Source organism: Bradyrhizobium sp. BR2003 (genome assembly GCF_009720285.1).
Classification (GTDB): Bacteria; Pseudomonadota; Alphaproteobacteria; order Rhizobiales; family Xanthobacteraceae; genus Bradyrhizobium; species Bradyrhizobium elkanii.
Window position 1 is genome coordinate 110,134 of the sequence record NZ_SMYJ01000045.1, and the last position, 20,467, is coordinate 130,600.

At 65.4% G+C, this 20,467-nt stretch carries 18 protein-coding genes; 5 read left to right on the forward strand and 13 right to left on the reverse strand.

All coding sequences use genetic code 11. The annotated features are described in order from the left end of the window. The first annotated feature begins 45 nt into the window (after positions 1-45). Both E2I15_RS34870 and E2I15_RS34875 read left to right on the forward strand, forming a co-directional pair. A complete protein-coding gene (locus E2I15_RS34870; protein ID WP_246668224.1) occupies positions 46-483 on the forward strand; it encodes a L,D-transpeptidase in 438 nt (145 codons plus the stop codon). A gap of 355 nt (positions 484-838) precedes the next feature. Next, complete coding sequence (locus E2I15_RS34875) at positions 839-3,037, forward strand: sensor domain-containing protein (RefSeq protein WP_422109868.1); 2,199 nt, start codon at positions 839-841, stop codon at positions 3,035-3,037. A 109-nt stretch (positions 3,038-3,146) separates the two neighbouring features. On the opposite strand, the gene E2I15_RS34880 is transcribed toward E2I15_RS34875, so the two are convergent. The 8 genes from E2I15_RS34880 to lepA all read right to left on the reverse strand — a co-directional run bounded on the left by E2I15_RS34880 (position 3,147) and on the right by lepA (position 13,146). Next, positions 3,147-3,602, reverse strand: a complete 456-nt coding sequence (locus E2I15_RS34880; RefSeq protein ID WP_137481263.1) for a DUF1801 domain-containing protein — start codon at positions 3,600-3,602, stop codon at positions 3,147-3,149. Between the two features lie 59 nt (positions 3,603-3,661). Next, a complete protein-coding gene (locus E2I15_RS34885) occupies positions 3,662-5,629 on the reverse strand; it encodes a methyl-accepting chemotaxis protein (protein WP_137481261.1) in 1,968 nt (655 codons plus the stop codon). 127 nt (positions 5,630-5,756) lie between these two features. Then, positions 5,757-6,674, reverse strand: a complete 918-nt coding sequence (locus E2I15_RS34890; RefSeq protein ID WP_137481260.1) for an NADP-dependent oxidoreductase — start codon at positions 6,672-6,674, stop codon at positions 5,757-5,759. Between the two features lie 374 nt (positions 6,675-7,048). Further along, entirely contained in the window at positions 7,049-7,903 is an 855-nt protein-coding gene (locus E2I15_RS34895) for an SDR family NAD(P)-dependent oxidoreductase (protein WP_155262738.1), read from the reverse strand. Between the two features lie 206 nt (positions 7,904-8,109). Then, the gene (locus E2I15_RS34900) at positions 8,110-9,282 is read right to left on the reverse strand and encodes an acyl-CoA dehydrogenase family protein (protein ID WP_137481258.1); all 1,173 of its coding nucleotides are present in this window, start codon (positions 9,280-9,282) and stop codon (positions 8,110-8,112) included. Positions 9,283-9,424: 142 nt separating this feature from the next. After that, positions 9,425-10,651 (reverse strand): MFS transporter, encoded by a 1,227-nt coding sequence (locus tag E2I15_RS34905; protein WP_137481256.1) that lies wholly within the window; start codon positions 10,649-10,651, stop codon positions 9,425-9,427. A gap of 250 nt (positions 10,652-10,901) precedes the next feature. Beyond that, positions 10,902-11,234: a hypothetical protein gene (locus tag E2I15_RS34910; protein ID WP_137481254.1), complete on the reverse strand. Its 333-nt coding sequence runs from the start codon at positions 11,232-11,234 to the stop codon at positions 10,902-10,904. Positions 11,235-11,334: 100 nt separating this feature from the next. Beyond that, positions 11,335-13,146, reverse strand: a complete 1,812-nt coding sequence (gene lepA, locus E2I15_RS34915; RefSeq protein WP_028335871.1) for a translation elongation factor 4 — start codon at positions 13,144-13,146, stop codon at positions 11,335-11,337. 176 nt (positions 13,147-13,322) lie between these two features. On the opposite strand from lepA, the gene E2I15_RS39420 reads away from it, so the two are divergent. Further along, entirely contained in the window at positions 13,323-13,493 is a 171-nt protein-coding gene (locus E2I15_RS39420; protein ID WP_338134481.1) for a M15 family metallopeptidase, read from the forward strand. 215 nt (positions 13,494-13,708) lie between these two features. Next, positions 13,709-15,322, forward strand: a complete 1,614-nt coding sequence (locus E2I15_RS34925; RefSeq protein ID WP_137481252.1) for a glycosyltransferase family 39 protein — start codon at positions 13,709-13,711, stop codon at positions 15,320-15,322. A 148-nt stretch (positions 15,323-15,470) separates the two neighbouring features. On the opposite strand, the gene E2I15_RS34930 is transcribed toward E2I15_RS34925, so the two are convergent. The 5 genes from E2I15_RS34930 to E2I15_RS34950 form a co-directional block, all read right to left on the reverse strand. Then, the gene (locus E2I15_RS34930) at positions 15,471-15,797 is read right to left on the reverse strand and encodes an HPr family phosphocarrier protein (RefSeq protein ID WP_137481250.1); all 327 of its coding nucleotides are present in this window, start codon (positions 15,795-15,797) and stop codon (positions 15,471-15,473) included. Then, positions 15,794-16,195, reverse strand: a complete 402-nt coding sequence (locus tag E2I15_RS34935) for a PTS sugar transporter subunit IIA (RefSeq protein ID WP_021076632.1) — start codon at positions 16,193-16,195, stop codon at positions 15,794-15,796. The genes E2I15_RS34930 and E2I15_RS34935 overlap by 4 nt, the downstream gene beginning before the upstream one ends. 214 nt (positions 16,196-16,409) lie before the next feature. Continuing rightward, positions 16,410-16,850 (reverse strand): HPr kinase/phosphorylase, encoded by a 441-nt coding sequence (locus E2I15_RS34940; RefSeq protein WP_137481248.1) that lies wholly within the window; start codon positions 16,848-16,850, stop codon positions 16,410-16,412. Continuing rightward, a complete protein-coding gene (locus E2I15_RS34945) occupies positions 16,847-18,655 on the reverse strand; it encodes a sensor histidine kinase (RefSeq protein ID WP_137481246.1) in 1,809 nt (602 codons plus the stop codon). The genes E2I15_RS34940 and E2I15_RS34945 overlap by 4 nt, the downstream gene beginning before the upstream one ends. Positions 18,656-18,765: 110 nt before the next feature. After that, on the reverse strand, positions 18,766-19,467 hold the full coding sequence (locus E2I15_RS34950) for a response regulator transcription factor (RefSeq protein WP_016843287.1): 702 nt from the start codon (positions 19,465-19,467) through the stop codon (positions 18,766-18,768). A 242-nt stretch (positions 19,468-19,709) separates the two neighbouring features. Here E2I15_RS34950 and E2I15_RS34955 point away from each other — a divergent pair, with 242 nt between their 5' ends. Further along, entirely contained in the window at positions 19,710-20,444 is a 735-nt protein-coding gene (locus tag E2I15_RS34955; RefSeq protein WP_137481244.1) for a HugZ family pyridoxamine 5'-phosphate oxidase, read from the forward strand. Positions 20,445-20,467 lie beyond the last annotated feature (23 nt).

Sequence of the window (20,467 nt, forward strand, 5' to 3'; positions counted from 1 at the left end):
TGTGGGCGACATCATGTCCGCAATAATTTCAGGGTAGGCGTTGTTGTGACAAGCGTATCGTGCGTACGGCCGGCATTTGCCGCCGCGATAGCTGCGTCGATATTGGCGCTCTCCCCGGCGCGGGCCGACGTCGTCGTTCACATCGATAAATCATCGCAGCGCATGGCGGTCAGCGTCGACGGCGCGAGACGCTACAACTGGCCGGTGTCGACCGGCCGCCGCGGCTATGGCACGCCGAGCGGAGTGTTCCGCCCGCAGATGCTGGCGCGCCGCTGGTACTCGAAGAAGTACTATAACTCGCCGATGCCGCATTCGATCTTCTTCCATCGCGGTTTTGCCATCCACGGAACATACGAACTCACGCGCCTTGGCGGGCCGGCCTCGCATGGCTGCGTGCGCCTGCATCCCTCGCACGCCGCAATGCTCTATGGGCTGGTCGAGCGCAACGGCCGCGGCGGCACGCGGATCGAGATCACCAACTAAGGCATGATCCGGCAAAAATGCGAAGGCAGGCGCACCGCGGCTTAACCGCACGATAACCCTGCCGCACGCTGACAAACATTGGTGCGCTTGAAGCGTCTTCGGCGCATTCATTGTGCAATCGCGCGCCGGTTTACGCTTCCTTCACCAAGCGCGGGTGCTTTCATGCTGCGAATCTGTGCCGTGCGCCGCCGGCGCACCGGAAACGAACTCGCGCCCGGCGTGAATTCGCCTGCAAAGCAGGCATGCAAGAGCTTCTCAGGCAGCGCAGCTACTCGCCAAGAGATACCAATTTTTCAGAGACTTATCGCAGATATATCGCCGAACTGGAATGCGCGTGGGGCGTGCGATACCGATGATGCGGCCGAAGAAAAACACCAAGAAACCGAACCAGGCCAAACTGTCCCGTCCTCGGGGACGCCGGCCCACACCGATGCCGAAAGTGTCGGGCAGATCGCGCCGCCCCGCGATCGAGATCGGCGAACTGGTGCGCCAGCGCGCGCAGGCCGAGGCCGCGATCGCCGAAGCGCGCAAATCCAACGCGCGGCTGCGCGAGGCGATCGACATCCTGCCGCAAGGCATCGTGTTCCTGGACCACGAAGGCCGTTACACCCTCTGGAACAAGAAATACTCGGAAATCTACAAGCGCAGCTCCGACCTGTTCGAGCACGGCGCGCGTCTCGAGGACACCATCCGCATCGGCGTCGCGCGCGGCGACTATCCCGAGGCTGCCGGCCGCGAGGAGGAGTGGATCGCCGAGCGGCTCAAGAAGATGTACCAACCGGGCGAGCGGCACGAGCAGGTGCTGGCCGACGGCCGCGTGGTGCTGATCGAGGAGCGGCTGACCTCGGATGGCGGCATCGTCGGCCTGCGCGTCGACATCACCGAACTGAAGCAGCGCGAGGCGTCGTTTCGTCTGCTGTTCGACGGGAATCCGGTGCCGATGATCCTGTGCGCGCTCGATGGCGAGCGGATCCTCGCGGTCAACGACGCCGCGATCGCGCATTACGGCTATGTCCGGGCCGAATTCGAGCGGATGACGATCAGGAGCCTGCAGGCGTTCGATGCCGAGCTGCCCTGGGCGGCGGGCCGCAGCAGCGACGAGCAGGCGGCGCGGACCTGGAAGCACGTGCGCGCCGACGGCACGTTGATCGACCTTGCGATCTATTCGCGCCAGCTGATGCATGGCGACCAGCCGGCGATGCTGCTCGCGCTGATGGACATCACCGAACGCAAGCGCGCCGAGGCGCGGCTCGCCTTCATGGCCCAGCACGACAGCCTGACCGGTCTGCCCAACCGCAATCTGCTGCGCCAGCAGATGGACGAGATGCTGCAGCACACCCGCCGCTCCACCGACAAGGTCGCGGTGCTGATGCTGGGCCTCGACAATTTCAAGGCGGTCAACGAGACCCTCGGTCACGGCATCGGCGACAAGCTGCTGCGTGCCGTCGCAAAGCGGCTGCGCTCGACGCTGCGCGAGCAAGATGCGCTGGCCCGTCTCAACTCCGATGAGTTCACCATCGTGCAGGGCGGCGTGATGCGGCCCGAGGACGCGGTGTTGCTGGCGCGGCGGATCTTGGACGCGATCGGCGAGCCCTATCTGCTCGAGGGGCATTCGGTGGTGATCGGCGCAAGCATCGGGATCGCGATGTCGCCCGGTGACGGCGAGGATTCCGAAAAGCTCCTGAAGAGCGCCGACATGGCCTTGTCGCGCGCCAAGAGCGAATTCCGCGGCACCTTCTCCTTCTTCGAGGCGGAGATGGACGCGCGCGCCCAAAGCCGCCGCAAGATCGAGATCGACCTGCGCGATGCGATCCAGAACGAAGGCCTGCGGCCCTATTACCAGCCGCTGGTCGACCTTGCGACCGGGCGCATCACCGGCTTCGAGGCGTTGGTGCGCTGGCCGCATCCGGAGCGCGGCATGATTTCGCCGGGCGAGTTCATCCCGGTGGCCGAGGAGACCGGGTTGATCAATCCGCTGGGCAGCCTGATGCTGCATCGTGCCTGCATGGACGCGGCGCAATGGCCGGATGACGTGCGCGTTGCGGTCAATCTGTCGCCGCTGCAATTTCGCACCGGCAATCTGCTGGCGCTGGTCACCGACGCGCTGCGGCAATCCGGCTTGCCGGCGCGGCGGCTCGAGCTCGAAATCACCGAGACGCTGCTGCTCGAAAAGAGCAGCCAGGTGCTGGCGACGCTGCATGCGCTGCGTGCGCTCGGGGTGCGGATGTCGATGGACGATTTCGGCACCGGCTATTCGAGCCTCAGCTATCTGCGCAGCTTCCCGTTCGACAAGATCAAGATCGACCAATCGTTCGTGCGCGACCTCGGCGCGAACCCCGACGCGCAGGCGATCGTGCGTTCGATCGTCAGTCTCGGCATCGGGCTCGGCGTCACCATCACCGCCGAGGGCGTCGAGACCGAGGCGGAGTTGAGCTGCCTGCGCGCCGAGGGCTGCCACGAGGGCCAGGGCTTTCTGTTCAGCCGCGCCCGGCCGAACGCCGAGGTCATCAGCCTGCTGAAGGCGCAGCGCGTCGCGACGGCGCTGGTGGCGTAGGCTGGACCGTTGCCACAGCGTCATTGCGAGCAGCGGAGCGACGAAGCAATCCATCGCCCCGCATGCGCGGAGGCATGGATTGCTTCGCTTCGCTCGCGATGACGGCGAACTATTTGACCGCGCCGGCCTTACGCTTCAGATGATAGGTCAGCGCCAGCGCAACGCAGTGGCGTAGCGCGGGCTCCGGGAGCTTGCCGGCGACGTCGAGCAGGATCGCGCGGTTGCCGCTGTAGCTGAGCTCGGGATAGAGCTCGCGAAAGGTCTCGACCAGATTGGTCTGGCAGTGGAAGTAGACCGCGACCTGGTCGGCGGCCGGTTTGACCTGATCGATGCGGACCGTGCTGCCGCTGCCGGTCTCCGGCGTCAGGTAGCTCGGCTGGCTCCATTTCAGCGTCTCTTCCAGCGCGCCGACGCCCTTGGTCGCCTTCGCGGTCTCGAAGATCAGGCGCCGCAGCGCCAGCAGCTTGGCCTTTACCGGGGCAGGGTAGGCGTCGAACAGCGCAGCTGCCGGTTTCGCGTGCGACCGTGATGCCGCCTTGCTCGTCGATGTTGCCGGCCTGCGCATGATGGGCTCCGCGAGGAGGACGTACCCACGTCTGTCTACCACAGATAGACCGCCGCCGCTCAGGCCGCGTTGCGCAGCCCGGCGAGGAACGTGTCGACGCTGTGCGACAGCGCGGCGGCGTGATCGCCGAGCTGGCCGGAGGCATCCAGCACATTGCCGGTGAGGGCCCGCGACTGGCCGGCGGCCTCGCTCGCGCCCGCGATATTGGCGGAGACCTCGACGGTCCCGGTGGACGCCTGCTGCACGCTGCGGGCAATCTCTCGCGTCGCCGAGTCCTGCTGCTCGACGGCGGCCGCGATCGCGGTGGCGATACCGGATATCTCGCGGATGGTGCCGCTGATGTTGCCGATCGCGCTGACGCAGTTGCCGGTGGCGGACTGGATCGCGCCGACCTGGCCGGCAATCTCCTCGGTCGCCTTCGCGGTCTGGCTCGCCAGATCCTTGACCTCGGCGGCGACCACGGCAAAGCCGCGACCGGCCTCGCCGGCGCGCGCGGCCTCGATGGTGGCGTTGAGGGCCAGCAGATTGGTCTGGCTCGCGATCGCGCTGATCAGGCGCAGCACGTCGCCGATCTTCTCTGCCGATGCGGCGAGGCTCGTCACCATCTCGGTGGTCTCCATGGCCTTGGTCACGGCGCTGTCGGCGACGCGGCTGGAATGGGTGACCTGGCGGCCGATCTCGGTGATCGAGGACGCCAGCTCCTCGGTCGCGGCGGCGACCGCGTTGACGCTGGCCGACGCCTCCTCGGATGCGGCGGCCGCCGCCGAGGTCCGTTCGGAGGCGCCGTTGACGCTGGCCGTGATCTCGCCCGCGACGCGCTGCATGTCGCCCGAGGACCGTGCGACGGCGGCGACCATGCCCTTGACGTCGGCTTCGAAACGATCGGCCATCTGCCGCTGCAAGGCCTGCTTGTCGGCCTCCGCCTTCACCTTGTCGGCTTCCTGCGCCTCGCGCAGCGAGGAGGTCTCGACCATGCTGCGGCGGAACACGTCGACCGCCTTCGCCATGGTGCCGAGCTCGTCGCGGCGCTCGCTGCCGGGTATCGTGACGCTGGTGTCGCCGCTGGACAGGCGGTTCATGACCGCGGTGATCGCGGCGAGCGGCCGCGACAGGCCGCGGCCGAGCAGGAACGCGAGCAGCACGGCGGCTGCCATGATCGCGACCACGCCGAGGATCAGATTGCGCTGCGCGCTCGCCGCGGCGGCTTCATAGTCGCTGGTGTCCTTGACGATCTCGAGCACGGCGACCGGCTCGCCGGCATAGTTCTTGATCTGGCCGAGATAGAGCTCCACCGCATGGCCGTCGAGAACAGCGTCGCGCAGCAGCGCCGCACCGTTCATCACGCGCTTGAGTTCGTCCTGGGTCGCGACCACGGTATCGCCGAAGGTCGAGGACAGCCGCCTGAAGCTCTGGCCGTCGAAGGAATGCACCGCGAGGTCGATGCCGAAGCGCTTCTTGGCGCGGTCGACGAATTCCTTGCCGAAGGCGGCGCCGACGTCGACATTGGCCAGTGTCTTGCCGTCATGCACGATCGGGGTCATGCCGAAGATCGACAGCGCCTCGCGGCCGGGCTCGACGCCGACGATCGGCTTGCCGGTCCTGTTCGATTCCACCACCGTCGTGCGCCGCGTCGAGGCGTCGTCGCCGAGTGTCTTCGGCGCATGGACCCGGTAGAAGCTGGTCGCCGGGGGCTGCCAGAACGAGATCAGCGGGATGCCCTGCGCCTTCATCGACGCCCAGGAGGCGCCGAGCAACTTGCCGAGGCCGTCGCGGTCGCCCTTGGCGATGGCGTCCTCGACCGGCGGCAGGGCGGCGATGACCGCCGAGACCGCGAGCGCGGCGCGCCCCTCGTAGTCGATCGCTGCAATCACGCTGTCATATTGCAGCTTGAGCTGCTGATCGAGCGCGAGCCGGGTCAGCGCCCGCTGCTGGCTGATGGAGAAGCCGCCGAGGATGGCGCAGGCGACCGCGACGGTCAGTGAAATCGCCAGGATCAGGCGGGCGGCAATCGATCGAAGCGTGAACATGGGACCAGCGAAAACTCCAGGCATTAGCGCCGTCCGCAAGGTCTCAGAAAAAGCTTAACAACCGGATGTTGCGCCGCCGGTATTCGCGCGACGACCATAGCCGCCAGTGCCTACTTTCGTATGTCGTTCAGGGGCGAACGCGGATGATCGTATTCCCCTTGCGTCGCCCGGTCGGATTCAAGGCAGCGACAGCCTCGTCGAGGGGCGAGACTTTGCCGATGTTCGTCCGCAGCCGCCCGTCCCGCACCCGCTGGACGATCTCACCCAGTTGGGAACGATCGGACTCGACGACGAAGTCGACCGCCAGGCCGTCGGAGGGTCGCGCCTCGGCCGGCCCAACGATTGTCACCAGTGTTCCTCCGCCTTGAATCAGTTTCACCGACCGCTTCTGGATTTCACCGCCAATGACGTCGAACACAAGATCGACCTTACCGACGTCCTCAAGGGCGTCGTTGTCGAGATCGACGAACTCGTTCGCGCCGAAGTCGAGCACGGTCTGACGGTCGGCGGACCGCCCGGAGCCGATCACATACGCGCCGGCCTCTCGCGCAAGTTGTGTCACCATCGACCCGACTGCGCCGGCCGCGCCATGTGCGAGGACGCGCTGCCCCGCCTGAAGGCGGCCGTGCTGGAATAACCCTTGCCATGCCGTCAGGCCCGAGACCGGAAGGCTTGCGCCCATTGTGAAGTCGACGTCGCCCGGAAGCGGAGCGAGGTTGCGTGCCTCGATCGCCACATACTCGGCCAGCGTGCCGTCGCGATACCAGTCCGCCAGACCGAATACCCGCTGTCCCACCGACAGCCCGGTGGTACCATATCCGAGAGCGGTGACCACTCCGGCCAGCTCGTGCCCCGGGATCGACGGTGTTCGGTCGCGATCGAGGCGATCGGTCCAGGTCGAGGGCCACGCCAGCTCAGTCGGGACAAATCCCGACGCATAAACCTGAACGACGACGTCGTTGATCGCTGCCTGCGGCTCCGGCCGGTCCACCAGCTTCATCCCGGCCGTTCCCGCGGCCTGGTCCGTTACAACGATCGCCTTCATGGGAATTACTCCTCTGTTCTCGTCTGTTCGGTGGAACTGTTGCAGGGCGCGTGGATGCGCCGGCTATCCAGAAACTGCCAGGGCAGTTCGGTCGCTCAGTACAAGCGAATAGATGCGCTGCGGCTGCTCATAAAACAGGACCAAGATTGCGAATTCTGGCTGTACCAAGCGCGACGGCTGCCCTCAGCGAGCTCAATGCGCTGCCGTACCGCTGAAATTCCGCGCAGTCGACGGAACCCCTGGATTGCGCGGGCCGCCAGGTTCGGTCGCGATCGATGCCTCTTGATCCATCCCGGATATGGCGCGACGACCGGCAACATCGTCTCAGCGCCATGGCCGAACAACGACGATCAGGCCGGCGGAAGTCCGAGTGCTCAACGTTTCGGGTTGCGCCCGCGGATGTGGTCGAAGCCTTGCTTGATTGCCGCGAAGCGCGCTTCGACCAACGGCTCAAATTCGAGGTCGGTGAAGATATACGGCCAGTCGTTTTCGACGCCTTCGCGGACGAGTTCACCGACATAGAAGGGATCGATGCCCTGAGAGACGCGTTCCCGGATCAGATTGATCCGCTCGGCAAGCGGGCCCGAAGTCGGCATGGCACGAACCGCCCCCTCGAAGCGCTTGGGGAGGTTGCGTCCTGAGTTTACGATTTGAGTGCGGATGAACCCCGGACACAGCACCGATACGCCAATCCCGCGGGGCGCGAGTTCGGGTCGCAGTCCCTCGGACAGCGCGACCACGCCATACTTTGAAACGTTGTATGCAGTGCTCCCCCCGGAAATAAGCCCAGCGAGCGAGGCTGTGGAGACGATGTGTCCACCCTCGCCATGCTGCTCTATCAACGGCCCGAAAATCTCGATCCCCCAAATGGTCGCCATCAGGTTGACGCCCAGGGTCCAATTCCACGACGCGTCGGTCCAGGTGCCATAGGGCCCACCGCCGCCGACGCCCGCATTGTTGACGAGGATGTGCACCTTGCCGTAGCGGGCAGTCGTGGCTTCTGCGGCGGCCTCGAGTTCGGCTTTGAGTGAGACGTCCGCTTTCACGCCGTCGGCATCGACGTTGGTGAGTCTCAGTTGCTCGAGTGCCGCGGACAATGCCGCCTCCTCAATATCGCAAAGCATGACTTTCGCCCCCGCCTGGGCAAAAGCGGTCGCGATCCCCAGTCCGATGCCTGATGCGGCACCGGTCACGAACGCGGTTTTTCCAGCGAGGTCCTTCACGCGCATTCTCCCCTCTGCAAGCGGGCGCCATCGTCCCAGAACGCCAAGTGTCACAGGACGCCATATGACCGGACTTTCCAGCGATTGGGAAGTGTGCGGGACGTCCGCTCCTGTGCCAAAACCGACATGCCGTGGTCACCCGGCGATAGCCGGTTTTAGGGGTAGAGCCGACATCGCGGATTTATGAGCACGCGCCCTGGTTCAATCCGACTTCATCGCGCTGTCGGTGGTGCGGAGAGATCGCCCGCCAAAATCGCCTTGCCGGCGTCCTCATATTGGGTGTCGCGGGCCTGGATCTGCTGCGCGATTGCGTGCATGTCGCGAAACCGCCGCTCGAATGGATTTTTCGCGAACACCGCCGTTGCGCCCGACATGTGATAGGCGGTGTCGACCACCGCTGCCGACTGGTGGATGGTCCAGGTCGAGGCGATGCGGATCGCGACGCGATGCGCCTCGGTGATGGGATCGCCGTTGGCGAGATCCCGCCAGACCTCGTTGGCCGTCGCGTACAGATAGGCGCGCGCGGCGCGCACGCTCGCCTCGGTGCGGCCGATCTGGCCTTGCACGGCATTGTTGTCGCGCATCGCCTTGAGGCCTTGCGGGGTCTTGCCGCGGGCAAGCTCGGTCGCCGCATCCAGCATGGCGCGCGCGACGCCGAGCGAGGTGGCGGCAAAGCCCATGCTGAACACCATGTTGGTGGAGAGCTTGTAGAGCGGGCCGCCCTCGCGGCACGCGGCGGGATCGTCGCGCAGCGCGGCGAATTTTTCGGGGATGAAGAGATTGTCGACCGAGTAGGAATCGGTGCCGGTGCCCTTCAGGCCGATTACGTCCCAGACGTCGTACATGGTAGCTGACGACATCGGAAACAGGATGGTGCGGATCTCCGGCGAACCGTCCGCCCTCTTGCGCGGTGAACCGTCGGCCTCGACGACGCGGACATGGGCGCCGAGCCAGCTCGCCTGTCGCGAGCCCGAGGCGAAATCCCAGCGTGCGCTGGCGCGGTAGCCGCCGGGCTCGGCGCGCACCTCATGGGCGATCGCGCCCCAAGCCAGAATGCCGGGCGCGGTGTTGAAGATCTCGTTGGCGGCATCGGGCTCGAGATAGGCCGCGGTCATGGCGCAGACGCTGCACTGGCCGAGGCACCAGGCGGTCGAGGCGTCGGCCTTGGCGATCTCCTCCTGCATCTGCATGAAGGCGTCCAGCGTCGCCTCGGCGCCGCCGAAGCGCTTCGGCAGCAGCGCGCGATACAGTCCGTTCTCGACCAGCGCCGCGGTGACGGATGGCGTCAGCCGTCGTGTCCGCTCGATCTCGTCGGCTTCGCTTGTGATCAGCGGCGCCAGCGCGCGCGCCCGCTCGACAAGGTCTACTCCCTGCGGCTTGTTCATGCGTGTCCTCGGCGCCTTCTGTCATTCTTGTTGGGCGGGTGCGTGATGGTGACGCATCCGGCAGAGGAGGGCAAGGCGGGACGGCGCCGATGCAGATCAGCCATCCGCCGCCGGCGCGCGCGAACGACGAACGCTGCCGCGCTCAGGCAGCAGCGCGGCCGAGATCGAGCGACGGCTGGCGCTTGGTGGAAAAACTCAGCGCCACCGCAACCGCGGCGAGACCGATCGCGAAGGAACCGGCGTGCAGCCACGTATAGCCGTGGAACGTGTCGAACACGTAACCGCCGGCCCATGGCCCGAGCGCCATGCCGAGGCTCGCGAAGGCCGACACCGCGCCGAACACCGTGCCCATGATCCGCGCGCCGAAGAACTCGCGCACCAGCACGGCGTAGAGCGGCATCACCCCGCCATAGGCGAGGCCGAACACGACAGACAGCGCGTAGAACTCGCCGAGTTGCGCCACCGCGAGATAGGTCGCGATCGACAGCGCCTGCACCAGGAGGCCGCCGACCAGCACCGGCTTGGCGCCGAGCCGGTCGGCGAGCACGCCGAGCAGCAGCCGGCCGCCGAGCCCGGAGAAGCCGGCGAGGCTGTAGACCGTGACCGCGGTCAGCGGCGCGATGCCGCACACCATGGCGTAGGACACCATGTGGAAGATCGGCCCCGAATGCGCCGCGCAGCAGGCGAAATGCGCCAGCGCCAGCGTGATGAATTGCAGCGTGCGCAGCGCCTGTGCCGCGGTCCATTCGATTTGCGGCGCGTTCGCGGCGGTCGGGATTGCGACGTCCGTTCCCTGCGGCGCCGGACGCACCAGGAACGACGCGGGGATCAGCAGCGCCCATGCGGCGATGCCGATGACGAGCATCGCGAAGCGCCAGTCATAGGCCGTGATCAGCCAGCTTGCCGACGGCGCGACGGTCAGCGGCGACACGCCCATGCCGGCCGACACCAGCGCGACGGCGAGGCTGCGATGCTTGTCGATCCAGGCGCTGGCGAGCGCCATCATCGGCGCATAGAAGCTGCCGGCCGCGATTCCGATCAGCACGCCGAAGCAGAGCTGGAATTGCCACAGGCTCTGCGCCTGGCTTGCCGTCACGAGGCCAAGCCCGAGCAGCAGGCTGCCGGCCAGCACCACGACGCGGGTACCGAAGCGGTCGGACAGCGCGCCCCAGGCGAACGCCGCAATACCCATGCAGAGGAAATCCAGCGTCGCCGCCGCCGAGATGCCGGCGCGCGACCAGCCCATCGCATCCGAGATCGGCTGCAGGAACACCGCGAGCGACAGCATGGTGCCGAAGCCGACGCAAGTCATCAGCGCGCCCGCGCCGACGACGACCCAGCCATAATCGAACCGAGCGGCCTTGCTCATGCATTTCCCCGGCGCTGTTGTTTGTTGTGGTGCGCGCGGGGAAGATGGTGGCCTATCCGAGGTCCAGGGGCAACATGACGGGCAACATGCCTCTCATTCCGGGATCAGCGGATTGTGAGTTGCGTGCGCAGGATGTCGCAGCGAGGCGCGGCTAAAGCGCGATGAGAATCGGGTTGAATCATCGCGCTTTAGCTTCTTGTTTGAGCATGATCTTTTCGGAAAATCGCGTCACACTTTTCCGGATCATGCTCTACCCGCACTGCCAGGCCCGCCCGATCGGCGTCCAGGTCCAGCACGGTCCGAAACTGCCGCCATTGTAGCGGCCGCGATAGAATCCGGGGCGGCCGAAATAGTACCAATCCCCGCCGTACCAATATTGCGGCGAATAGTCCGGGTAGCCGCGGGCGGCGCCGCCCGGGCCGAACACCGGAATGGTCTCGTTGGGCGGCTGCCGGTAGCCAGGCAGGAAGCCATAGCCGTGCCAGCGCGTGCTGCCATGCCGCTTCTTCGAGGAGGCGGCCGAGCTCAGGTCCGGCTGCAGCAGTGCGAGGATGACGATCAGGAGGGACAGGATGCGCAACATGATCGCAGTCTAGTCGGAGCGCGATGCAGTGGCGATTCAAATCATGGTGCGTTTTGTTGCTGGGACAAGATTGCGCAACAGTCGCGCCGGCGGCGTCGCCTCAGCTGTCCACCTTGAGCGCGGCGATGAAGGCTTCCTGCGGGATGTCGACCTTGCCGAACTGCCGCATCTTCTTCTTGCCTTCCTTCTGCTTCTCCAGAAGCTTGCGTTTGCGCGTGATGTCGCCGCCGTAGCACTTCGCGGTGACGTCCTTGCGCAGCGCGCGCACGGTCTCGCGCGCGATCACCTTGCCGCCGATCGCCGCCTGGATCGGAATCTGGAACATGTGCGGCGGGATCAGCTCCTTCATCTTCTCGACCATGGCGCGGCCGCGGCCTTCGGCGCGGGTGCGATGCACCAGCATCGACAGCGCGTCGACCGGCTCGGCGTTGACCAGGATCTGCATCTTCACCAGGTCGGCCGGCTTGTAGTCGGTCAGATGATAGTCGAACGAGGCGTAGCCCTTGGAGACCGACTTCAGGCGATCGTAGAAATCGAACACCACCTCGTTGAGCGGCAGGTCGTATTTCACCATCGCGCGGGAGCCGACATAAGTGAGCTCCTTCTGCGAGCCGCGACGGTCCTGGCACAGCTTCAAGACGCTGCCGAGATATTCGTCGGGGGTGAGGATCGTCGCCTCGATCCACGGCTCTTCGATCTCGGCGATCTTGACCACGTCGGGCATGTCGACCGGGTTGTGGATCTCGAGCTCGGTGCCGTCGGTCAGCTTCATCTTGTAGATGACGCTCGGCGCGGTCGCGATCAGATTGAGGTCGAATTCGCGCGACAGCCGCTCCTGGATGATTTCCAGATGCAACAGGCCGAGGAAGCCGCAGCGGAAGCCGAAGCCGAGCGCGGCGGAAGTTTCCATCTCGTAGGAGAAGCTGGCGTCGTTCAGCCGCAGCTTGCCCATCGCCGCGCGGAGCGTTTCGAAGTCGTTGGCGTCGACCGGGAACAGGCCGCAGAACACGACCGGAATCGCCGGCTTGAAGCCCGGCAGCATCTCGCTGATCGGTTTCTTGTCATCGGTGATGGTGTCGCCGACGCGGGTGTCGGCGACTTCCTTGATCGCCGCGGTGATGAAGCCGATCTCGCCGGGGCCGAGCTCCTCGACCTGCTCCATCTTCGGCGTGAAGAAGCCGACGCGTTCGATGTCGTAGGCGGCGCCGGTGCCCATCATGCGGATGCGCTGGCCTTTCTTCATCACGCCGTCGACGACGCGGATCAGGACGACCACGCCGAGATAGACGTCGTACCAGCTGTCGACCAGCAGCGCCTTCAGGGTCGCGTCGCGGTCGCCCTTCGGCGGCGGCAGGCGGGTGACGATCGCTTCCAGCACGTCGGGCACGCCGACGCCGGTCTTGGCCGAGATCATCACGGCGTCGGACGCATCGATGCCGATCACGTCCTCGATCTGCTGCTTGACCTTCTCGGGCTCGGCGGCCGGCAGGTCGACCTTGTTCAGGACCGGCACGATCTCGTGATTGTTGTCGAGCGCCTGATAGACATTGGCGAGCGTCTGCGCCTCGACGCCTTGGCTGGCGTCGACCACGAGCAGGGAACCCTCGCAGGCCGCCAGCGACCGCGAGACCTCGTAGGCGAAGTCGACATGGCCGGGCGTGTCCATCAGGTTGAAGATGTAGTCCTTGCCGTCCTTGGCGCGGTAGTTCAGCCGGACGGTCTGCGCCTTGATGGTGATGCCGCGCTCGCGCTCGATATCCATCGAATCGAGCACCTGCTCCTTGCCCGCCATTTCGCGATCCGACAGGCCGCCCGTCATCTGGATCAGGCGGTCGGCAAGGGTCGATTTGCCATGGTCGATATGGGCGACGATGGAGAAGTTGCGGATGTTCGAAATCGGGGCAGTTGTCATGGGCGCGGGATAGCATCCGCACCCCCGCGCGGGCAACCAAATTGCGGTATTTTGCAGGGGTGTGACGGCGAATCACGGCGGCGTTTCCAGCAGGGTCGCCGTGATCGATTTTCTGGCCTGTTCCTGCCGGGTGCGGCGGCCCGAAAATCGTCTTTCGCGTTGCCGACACCGGACGGATGAGGAGGCACGGCCACGCCGCCGCCATCGACCTCAACCTAAGGGTTTCGGATCACTGGCTGTGGGCCGGCAAGGGCAAGACCATCCCCTGGAAGAACCGGATGCCGCGCGAGATCGTCGACATCCTCGAGCGCCACGGATTCATCTGGGGCGGCAAGTGGTGTCACTGAGATACCATGCATTTCGAGTCCCGGCCCGGACTTCCCTGAAAGTGAAGCCGCTGGCTGGAGGTGTTCTCACGCCAAGCTGATTTCACTGGTCACAAAAACGCGCTAAAGCGCGCTGAAATGCAGATGAGCACTCGTCGTGCTTCCGCTTCCATTCGGGCATGATCCTTCCGGGAAACCGCTTCCCACTTTTCCGGGGCATGCCTCAGGCACAGGCCATGTCGACCGCCTCCACGCTCCCCACCGCCCGGCGCACCAACCGCAAGCTGACGATCCGGCGGATCGCCGCCTGGGTCGCCTCGCGCGCCACCGATCCCAGGACGAGCCTGTGGTTCGTGATCGGCTTCGCACTGGTTCATGCGGTGCTGTGGACGCTGATCCTGGTCAAGCTCAAGGCCGCACAGGACATCCATATGGATGTTGCGGAAGCCTATGCCTGGGGCCAGCGCTTCCTGCTCGGCTATGGCAAGCACCCGCCGCTGTCGGGCTGGATCGCCGGGGTCTGGTTCAGGATTTTTCCCGTCACCAACTGGTCGACCTATGCGCTTGCGATGACGACGGTCAGCTTCGCGCTGGTGGTGTGCTGGCTGATCGCGCTGCGCGTCGTCGATCGCCGCCGCGCCTTCTTCATGGTGGTGATGCTCGCGCTCTACCCGATCTTCAATTTCAAGGGCTTCAAATACAACGCCGATCTCGCGCAGCTGGTGCCGCTGCCGCTGCTGGTGCTGGCCTATCTGAACGCGTTCGAGAAGCGCAGCTTCAAATCGGGTCTCTGGCTCGGCTTTGCCGGCATGCTGGCGCTGATGACCAAATACTGGGTGGTGACGATGATCGGCGCCGTCGGGCTGGCCGCTCTGATCCATCCGCAACGGACGCAATTCCTGCGCTCGCCGGCGCCATGGGTTGCGATCGGCACGATGGCGGTGGCGATGATTCCGCATCTGGTGTGGCTGGAGGAGGTGGACTTCGTGCCGTTCACCTATGCCGGCGACGTCTACGCGCTGTCGAGCCGCGCACTCAACGTCCAGCTCGTGGTCGGCTATGTCATGCACAATCTCGGGCTGCTCGCGATTCCCGTCGTGCTGGGCCTCGTGGCGCTGCTGCTGGGCTCGGTGCCGTGGCGGCCGTCGGACGTGCTGGCGCGGATCTGGTCGCGCGGACCCAATCCGGCCGTCAATCTTCCGCAGGCACTGAACGTCTGGATCATCCAGCTGATCGTTGCGATCGGCCCGTCGCTCGGCGCGCTGGCGTTCACCGTCTATATCAAGACCGATTGGGGCATCCCGCTGTTCTTCCTGGTGCCGCTTGCGCTGGTCGCGATCCCCTCGCTTCGTTTCCCGCGCATGGCACTGTTCTCGATATCAGCGATCTGGTTCGTGGCCACGATCGTCACGTTGATCGCCGCGCCCAGCATCGCGACGCAGGAGATCGCGTCCAACCATGTCGGCGGTTCGACCTACGCCGCGCGCTCCGAGCTCGCGCGCGAGCTGACCCAGACCTGGCAGGATAGATTCCATTCGCGCTGGGCCGTGGTCGTCGCGCGGTCCGATATCGGCGAGCCGATGACGTTCTACAGTCCGGACCATCCGGCGTCGCTGGTGCCGGGCGAAGCCTGGTCGTCGGGGCTGACGTCGCTCGACGAGGCCAAGCGTCTCGGCTTCATCGGCGTCTGCGACACCACCGATCCGGTGTTCCTGAAGCCCTGCGAGGCGTGGATGGCGGAGCACGCCAAGGATGCCGAGCCGCTAGTGATGACCACCATGCGCTTCTTCAATGGCCATCCCGGTCCGTCGACGGTGTGGAAGGTCTATCTGGTGCCGCCGGCTAAGTAGTCATTGCCGGACATCAGCGCCGTCATCCTGAGGTGCGAGCCTCGAAGGATGAATCGGCCACAGTCGGGCCGTTGACCTTCGAGACGCGCGCGATGCGCGCTCCTCAGGGTGACGGTGATAGCCTGGCGTAGTGGCGGACGAGCGCGCCTTACGTGCCTTCCTCGTTGAACTTGCTGGCGACGAGTTCGGCGATGGCGTCGAGCGCCTGCTGCGCTTCCTCGCCCTTGGCTGAGACCACGACCGTGGTGCCGGGCCCGGCGGCGAGCATCATCAGGCCCATGATCGAGGTGCCGCCGACGGTCTCGGTGCCGCGGGTGACCCAGATCTCGGCGTTGAAGCGCTCGACCAGCTGGACGAACTTGGCCGATGCCCGCGCATGCAGGCCGCGCTTGTTGACGATCAGAAGCTCACGGGAGATGGCGCCCGCTGGCACGCCCGGGCCGACCTGGTTTTCGCCCGGGGCCTCGTCGCTCATTTGCCTGCGAGAACGCGGCTGGCGATGGTGACGTATTTGCGGCCGGCTTCCTGGGCCATCGCGATCGCGTCGGGCAGCGAACGCTCCTCGCGAACCTTGGCAAGCTTGACCAGCATGGGAAGGTTGATGCCTGCGAGCACTTCCACCTTCGGGCGGCTCATGCAGGAGATCGCAAGGTTGGACGGCGTGCCGCCAAACATGTCGGTGAGGATCGCAACGCCGTCGCCGCTATCGACGCGGTTCACCGCCTCGATGATGTCGCTTCGACAGAGATCGGAATCGTCCTCGGCCCCGATCGTAATCGCTTCAATTTGTTTCTGCGGACCCATGACGTGTTCGAGCGCCGCTCTGAACTCGTCGGCAAGGCGCCCATGGGTCACCAGCACTAGACCAATCATCGGAAACTCCTCGCGGGCGCCCTTTGGTGCACCGCACGAACGCGCCACTTTGACCATCCAGAGGCCCTGCGCAAGAGGGCATCTTGGCTAGTCTCCCGGTTCCTGGCGGTAGAGAGGGGAGGCTGCGCCGGCAAAATCCGACGCGATAGTGGATGTGATATGGTTACCAATTCCCTTCCCACAATTGGCCGCAAGATTACGGGAACATGAACTTTCAGGTTGTCGTCAGCGCAGCGACAACCAGCGGCAGGGGTTGAAAGCCGATGCCGACGGGAATTCGCGGTATTGAAGCACCATTAAGGCGAATCGTGAGCGCCTCCGGCGGCGGCAGCCGCTCGGCGTCGTCAGCGGCGAGGTCGACGATCAGCCCCACCACGGCCTCACTTGCGAACGGACAATGGCGGATTCCGAGGCCTCGGATCTCGATCAGACCAGCCAATTGCTGGACCGGACGAACCCACAATTGTTCGTCGGCTGTGTCGAGATGGACACGGTCATCCCCCACCAAAATGGCCGGCGGAAGCGCTCCGGTGCGCCCGGCGAGAATCAGGTCGAAGGCGAGACGCGACTTGCCGGAGCCCGACGGGCCGCGGATCAGCACCGCACGCTCGCCGACCAGAACGGCGGATGCGTGCACGCTCGAATTGTTGCTCATAGCGTCGGCAGCCTGACCACGAAACGCGCGCCGGCGATGGTGGGCTTGCCGTCTGCGTCCGCAGGGCCGAGGCGGTTCTCGGCCCAGATGCGTCCGCCATGCGCTTCGATGATCTGCTTGGAGATCGAAAGCCCGAGGCCGGAGTTCTGGCCAAAACCCTGGTGCGGCCGGTCGGTGTAGAAGCGCTCGAAGATCCGCTCCAGTGCGTCCTCGCCGATGCCGGGCCCGTCATCATCGACCACGATCTCGACCTCGCCGCGGCTGCGGCGGCAGACGATGCGCACCTTGTCGCCCGGCTTGGAGAATGATTGCGCGTTCGACAGCAGGTTCGAGATTACCTGGCCGAGCCGTGAATCATGGCCGGGCACCGAGAGCGTATCGGTCGGTCCGCGGCCCTCGAAGCGGGCTTCGACGACGACGTCGTGGCCGAGCCTTGTCTCGTTGGCGACGCCGGTCAGCGTCGTCAGCAGCCGCCGCAGATCGACCGGCGCCATGTCCTGGCGCTGCAATTCGGCATCGAGCCGGCTGGCGTCGGAGATGTCGGAGATCAGGCGGTCGAGCCGCCTGACATCATGCTCGATCACGGCGAGCAGCCGCGCGCGGCTGTTCTCGTTGCGCGCCAAAGGAAGCGTCTCGACCGCGGAGCGCAGCGAAGTCAGCGGGTTCTTCAGCTCATGGGCGACGTCGGCGGCGAACATCTCGATCGCCTCGATGCGGCTGTAGAGCGCGTTGGTCATGTCGCGCAGCGCGCCGGAGAGATGGCCGATCTCGTCGCGGCGTCCCGTGAAGTCGGGAATCTCGACGCGGGTCTGGATGCGGTGGCGGACGCGCTCGGCGCCATCGGCGAGCCGCCGCACCGGGCCCGCGATCGTGCTTGCCAACAGCAGCGACAGCATGATCATGACGGCGGAGGCGACGCCGCCGATCTTGAGGATGGCGAGGCGCTCGGACATCACCAGCTGGTCGATGTCGTCGCCTTGCGTCGTCAGCATCAATGCACCGCGCACGGCGCGGAAATGCTGCACCGGGACAGCGACCGACACGATGATCGCGCCGCGTTCGGTGACGCGCACGGCGCTGCCCTTCATGCCTTCGAGCGATTGCGCGACTTCGGAATAGCCCCTGCCGCCTTCGGGACCGAGCTCGCGGTAGATCGGCAGGTCGCCGCGGTTGAGCCAGGTCTTGATCGTGGCCTTGGTCTTCTCATAGAGCGACGGCTTATCCGACGGCGGCGGCAGCTCCATGCGAAGCACGTCGCCGCGCGCGAACAGATTGCGGCTGTCGAGGATCAGGCCGCCATCGCGGTCGAAGATGCGGGCCCGCGTCTTGGTCGGTGCGATCAGGCGCCGCAGGACCGGCGCGACCCGCTCCGGATTGATCGGGAAATCCGCCGATTCGTCCGGCTGGCCATAACTCTCGCCGGGCTTGAGGTCGAGCAGGCGATCGGGATCGATGGTGACGGTATTGCCTTCGACGGTCGCCGACGCCGCGATCGCCTCCGAGATGATCTCGGCATAGACCAAGAGGCTCTGCGTGCGCGCCTCGATCAGGCCGGCGCGGAACTGCGAGAGATAGAGGATGCTCGCGACCAGCGCGACGAGGCCGGCAAGGTTGAGCGAGACGATGCGGCGCGTCAGACTCGAGAACGACAGCGCGAAAAAGAACTGACCGGCGCGGCGCAGCCAGCCGAGCGGACGGCGCCAGCCCTTGTCCTGCGCCAAATCTTCGGCAACGGCGTCCTGATCGAGGAGCTGCGACGCGTCCTCGGTATTCAGGCCTTGCTCGAGCTGCGTTCGATCAAGCACTGGCAAAGCTGCCGGTTGGTATGGATGTCGTCCCGCGAAGCAATCGTTCGCCCGAGCTTACCCCAGCCGTGCGGAGCCTGTCAGTTAACAAGCCGCCCGGGAAGCGCAGATCAGGCTTCCTTGAAGCGATAGCCGACGCCGTACAGCGTCTCGATCATCTCGAAGTCGTCGTCGACCACCTTGAACTTCTTGCGCAGCCGCTTGATGTGGCTGTCGATGGTGCGGTCGTCGACATAGACCTGGTCGTCATAGGCCGCGTCCATCAGCGCGTTGCGGCTCTTCACGACGCCGGGGCGGGTGGCGAGCGCCTGCAGGATCAGGAATTCGGTGACGGTGAGCGTCACCGGCTCGTTCTTCCAGGTGCAGGTGTGGCGCTCCGGATCCATCCGCAGCAGGCCGCGGTCCAGGGCGCGGGCGTCCGGCTCCTTCGGCGCGGCGGTCGGATCCTTCGGCTGGCCGCGGCGGAGCACGGCCTTGACCCGTTCGACCAGCAGGCGCTGCGAGAACGGCTTGCGGATGAAATCGTCGGCGCCCATTTTCAGGCCGAACAATTCGTCGATCTCCTCGTCCTTCGAGGTGAGGAAGATCACCGGCAGGTCGGACTTCTGGCGCAGCCGGCGCAGCGTTTCCATGCCGTCCATGCGTGGCATCTTGATATCGAGGATCGCAAGGTCGGGCGGCGACGTGCGAAACCCATCCAGCGCCGACGCACCGTCCGTGTAGGTCATGATGCGATAGCCTTCGGCTTCGAGCGCGATCGAAACCGAAGTGAGAATGTTGCGGTCGTCGTCGACCAGGGCGATTGTGGGCATGTGCTGCTTTCACAATTGAGAGTGGCTTAGACGGCGGGCACTCTGGCGACGCGCCGTAGAATTGGGCTTCGAACGCGGTCAACGAGCAATGCAAGCTGGGCTGAAGTGTGACCGAGTTCCGCAAAAATCCGCTTCTGCGACCCACGCGATGGGTCCCCATATAGCACCCTTAGACCATGAGAAAAGGCCCTTTTTTCATAGGGAACCCGCCCGATTCGCCCATAAACTGACCCGATAGGCCCATGCGACCGACCGCCGACTTCGATCCTGCCCACCTTGCCCGCTCGCTGCTCCGCCGCAGCCGCCAGGGCGCCCTCGCCACGTTGATGGCCGGCACCGGCGATCCCTATTGCTCGCTGGTCAATCTGGCCAGCCATCCCGACGGCTCGCCGATCCTGCTGATTTCCCGGCTGGCGCTGCATACCAAGAACATCCTGGCCGACAGCCGGGTGTCGCTGATGCTGGACGAGCGCGCCGAGGGCGATCCGCTGGAGGGCGCCCGGATCATGCTGGCCGGTCAGGCGGAGGAGGTCACGGAGGCCGGGCGGGAGCTTGTCCGAAGGCGCTATATCGGTGCCCATCCGTCAGCGGAAGCCTTTGTGGAATTTAAGGATTTTTCGTTCTTCCGGATCAAGCCAAGCGGCGCCCATCTGGTCGCCGGGTTCGGCCGCATCGTCGACCTCAAACCCGCGCAATTCCTGACCGATCTCGGGGGCGCCGAGGAACTGCTCGAAGCCGAGCCCGGCGCGGTGGCGCATATGAACGAGGATCACCGCGAGGCCATGAATCTTTACGCGACGCGGCTGCTCGGCGCGGAAAGTGCCGACTGGCTATGCACCGGCTGCGATCCGGACGGCATGGACCTGCAGGCCGGCCGCGACACGTTGCGGCTGGATTTCCCCGAGCGCGTCACCACCGGCACCGGGCTGCGCAAGATGCTGGTGCGGCTCGCCAGCGAGGCCCGCGCCAAGGGATAGCAAGGGACAGAAGAAAGACCCGT

Bases quoted from the DNA above. Each gene is read 5' to 3' on its own strand.
- E2I15_RS34875 (WP_422109868.1), top strand. From the start codon at position 839: ATGCGGCCGAAGAAAAACACCAAGAAACCGAACCAGGCCAAACTGTCC.
- E2I15_RS34880 (WP_137481263.1), bottom strand. From the start codon at position 3,602: ATGCGCAGGCCGGCAACATCGACGAGCAAGGCGGCATCACGGTCGCAC.
- E2I15_RS34885 (WP_137481261.1), bottom strand. From the start codon at position 5,629: ATGTTCACGCTTCGATCGATTGCCGCCCGCCTGATCCTGGCGATTTCA.
- E2I15_RS34890 (WP_137481260.1), bottom strand. From the start codon at position 6,674: ATGAAGGCGATCGTTGTAACGGACCAGGCCGCGGGAACGGCCGGGATG.
- E2I15_RS34895 (WP_155262738.1), bottom strand. From the start codon at position 7,903: ATGCGCGTGAAGGACCTCGCTGGAAAAACCGCGTTCGTGACCGGTGCC.
- E2I15_RS34900 (WP_137481258.1), bottom strand. From the start codon at position 9,282: ATGAACAAGCCGCAGGGAGTAGACCTTGTCGAGCGGGCGCGCGCGCTG.
- E2I15_RS34905 (WP_137481256.1), bottom strand. From the start codon at position 10,651: ATGAGCAAGGCCGCTCGGTTCGATTATGGCTGGGTCGTCGTCGGCGCG.
- E2I15_RS34910 (WP_137481254.1), bottom strand. From the start codon at position 11,234: ATGTTGCGCATCCTGTCCCTCCTGATCGTCATCCTCGCACTGCTGCAG.
- lepA (WP_028335871.1), bottom strand. From the start codon at position 13,146: ATGACAACTGCCCCGATTTCGAACATCCGCAACTTCTCCATCGTCGCC.
- E2I15_RS39420 (WP_338134481.1), top strand. From the start codon at position 13,323: ATGAGGAGGCACGGCCACGCCGCCGCCATCGACCTCAACCTAAGGGTT.
- E2I15_RS34925 (WP_137481252.1), top strand. From the start codon at position 13,709: ATGTCGACCGCCTCCACGCTCCCCACCGCCCGGCGCACCAACCGCAAG.
- E2I15_RS34930 (WP_137481250.1), bottom strand. From the start codon at position 15,797: ATGAGCGACGAGGCCCCGGGCGAAAACCAGGTCGGCCCGGGCGTGCCA.
- E2I15_RS34935 (WP_021076632.1), bottom strand. From the start codon at position 16,195: ATGATTGGTCTAGTGCTGGTGACCCATGGGCGCCTTGCCGACGAGTTC.
- E2I15_RS34940 (WP_137481248.1), bottom strand. From the start codon at position 16,850: ATGAGCAACAATTCGAGCGTGCACGCATCCGCCGTTCTGGTCGGCGAG.
- E2I15_RS34950 (WP_016843287.1), bottom strand. From the start codon at position 19,467: ATGCCCACAATCGCCCTGGTCGACGACGACCGCAACATTCTCACTTCG.
- E2I15_RS34955 (WP_137481244.1), top strand. From the start codon at position 19,710: ATGCGACCGACCGCCGACTTCGATCCTGCCCACCTTGCCCGCTCGCTG.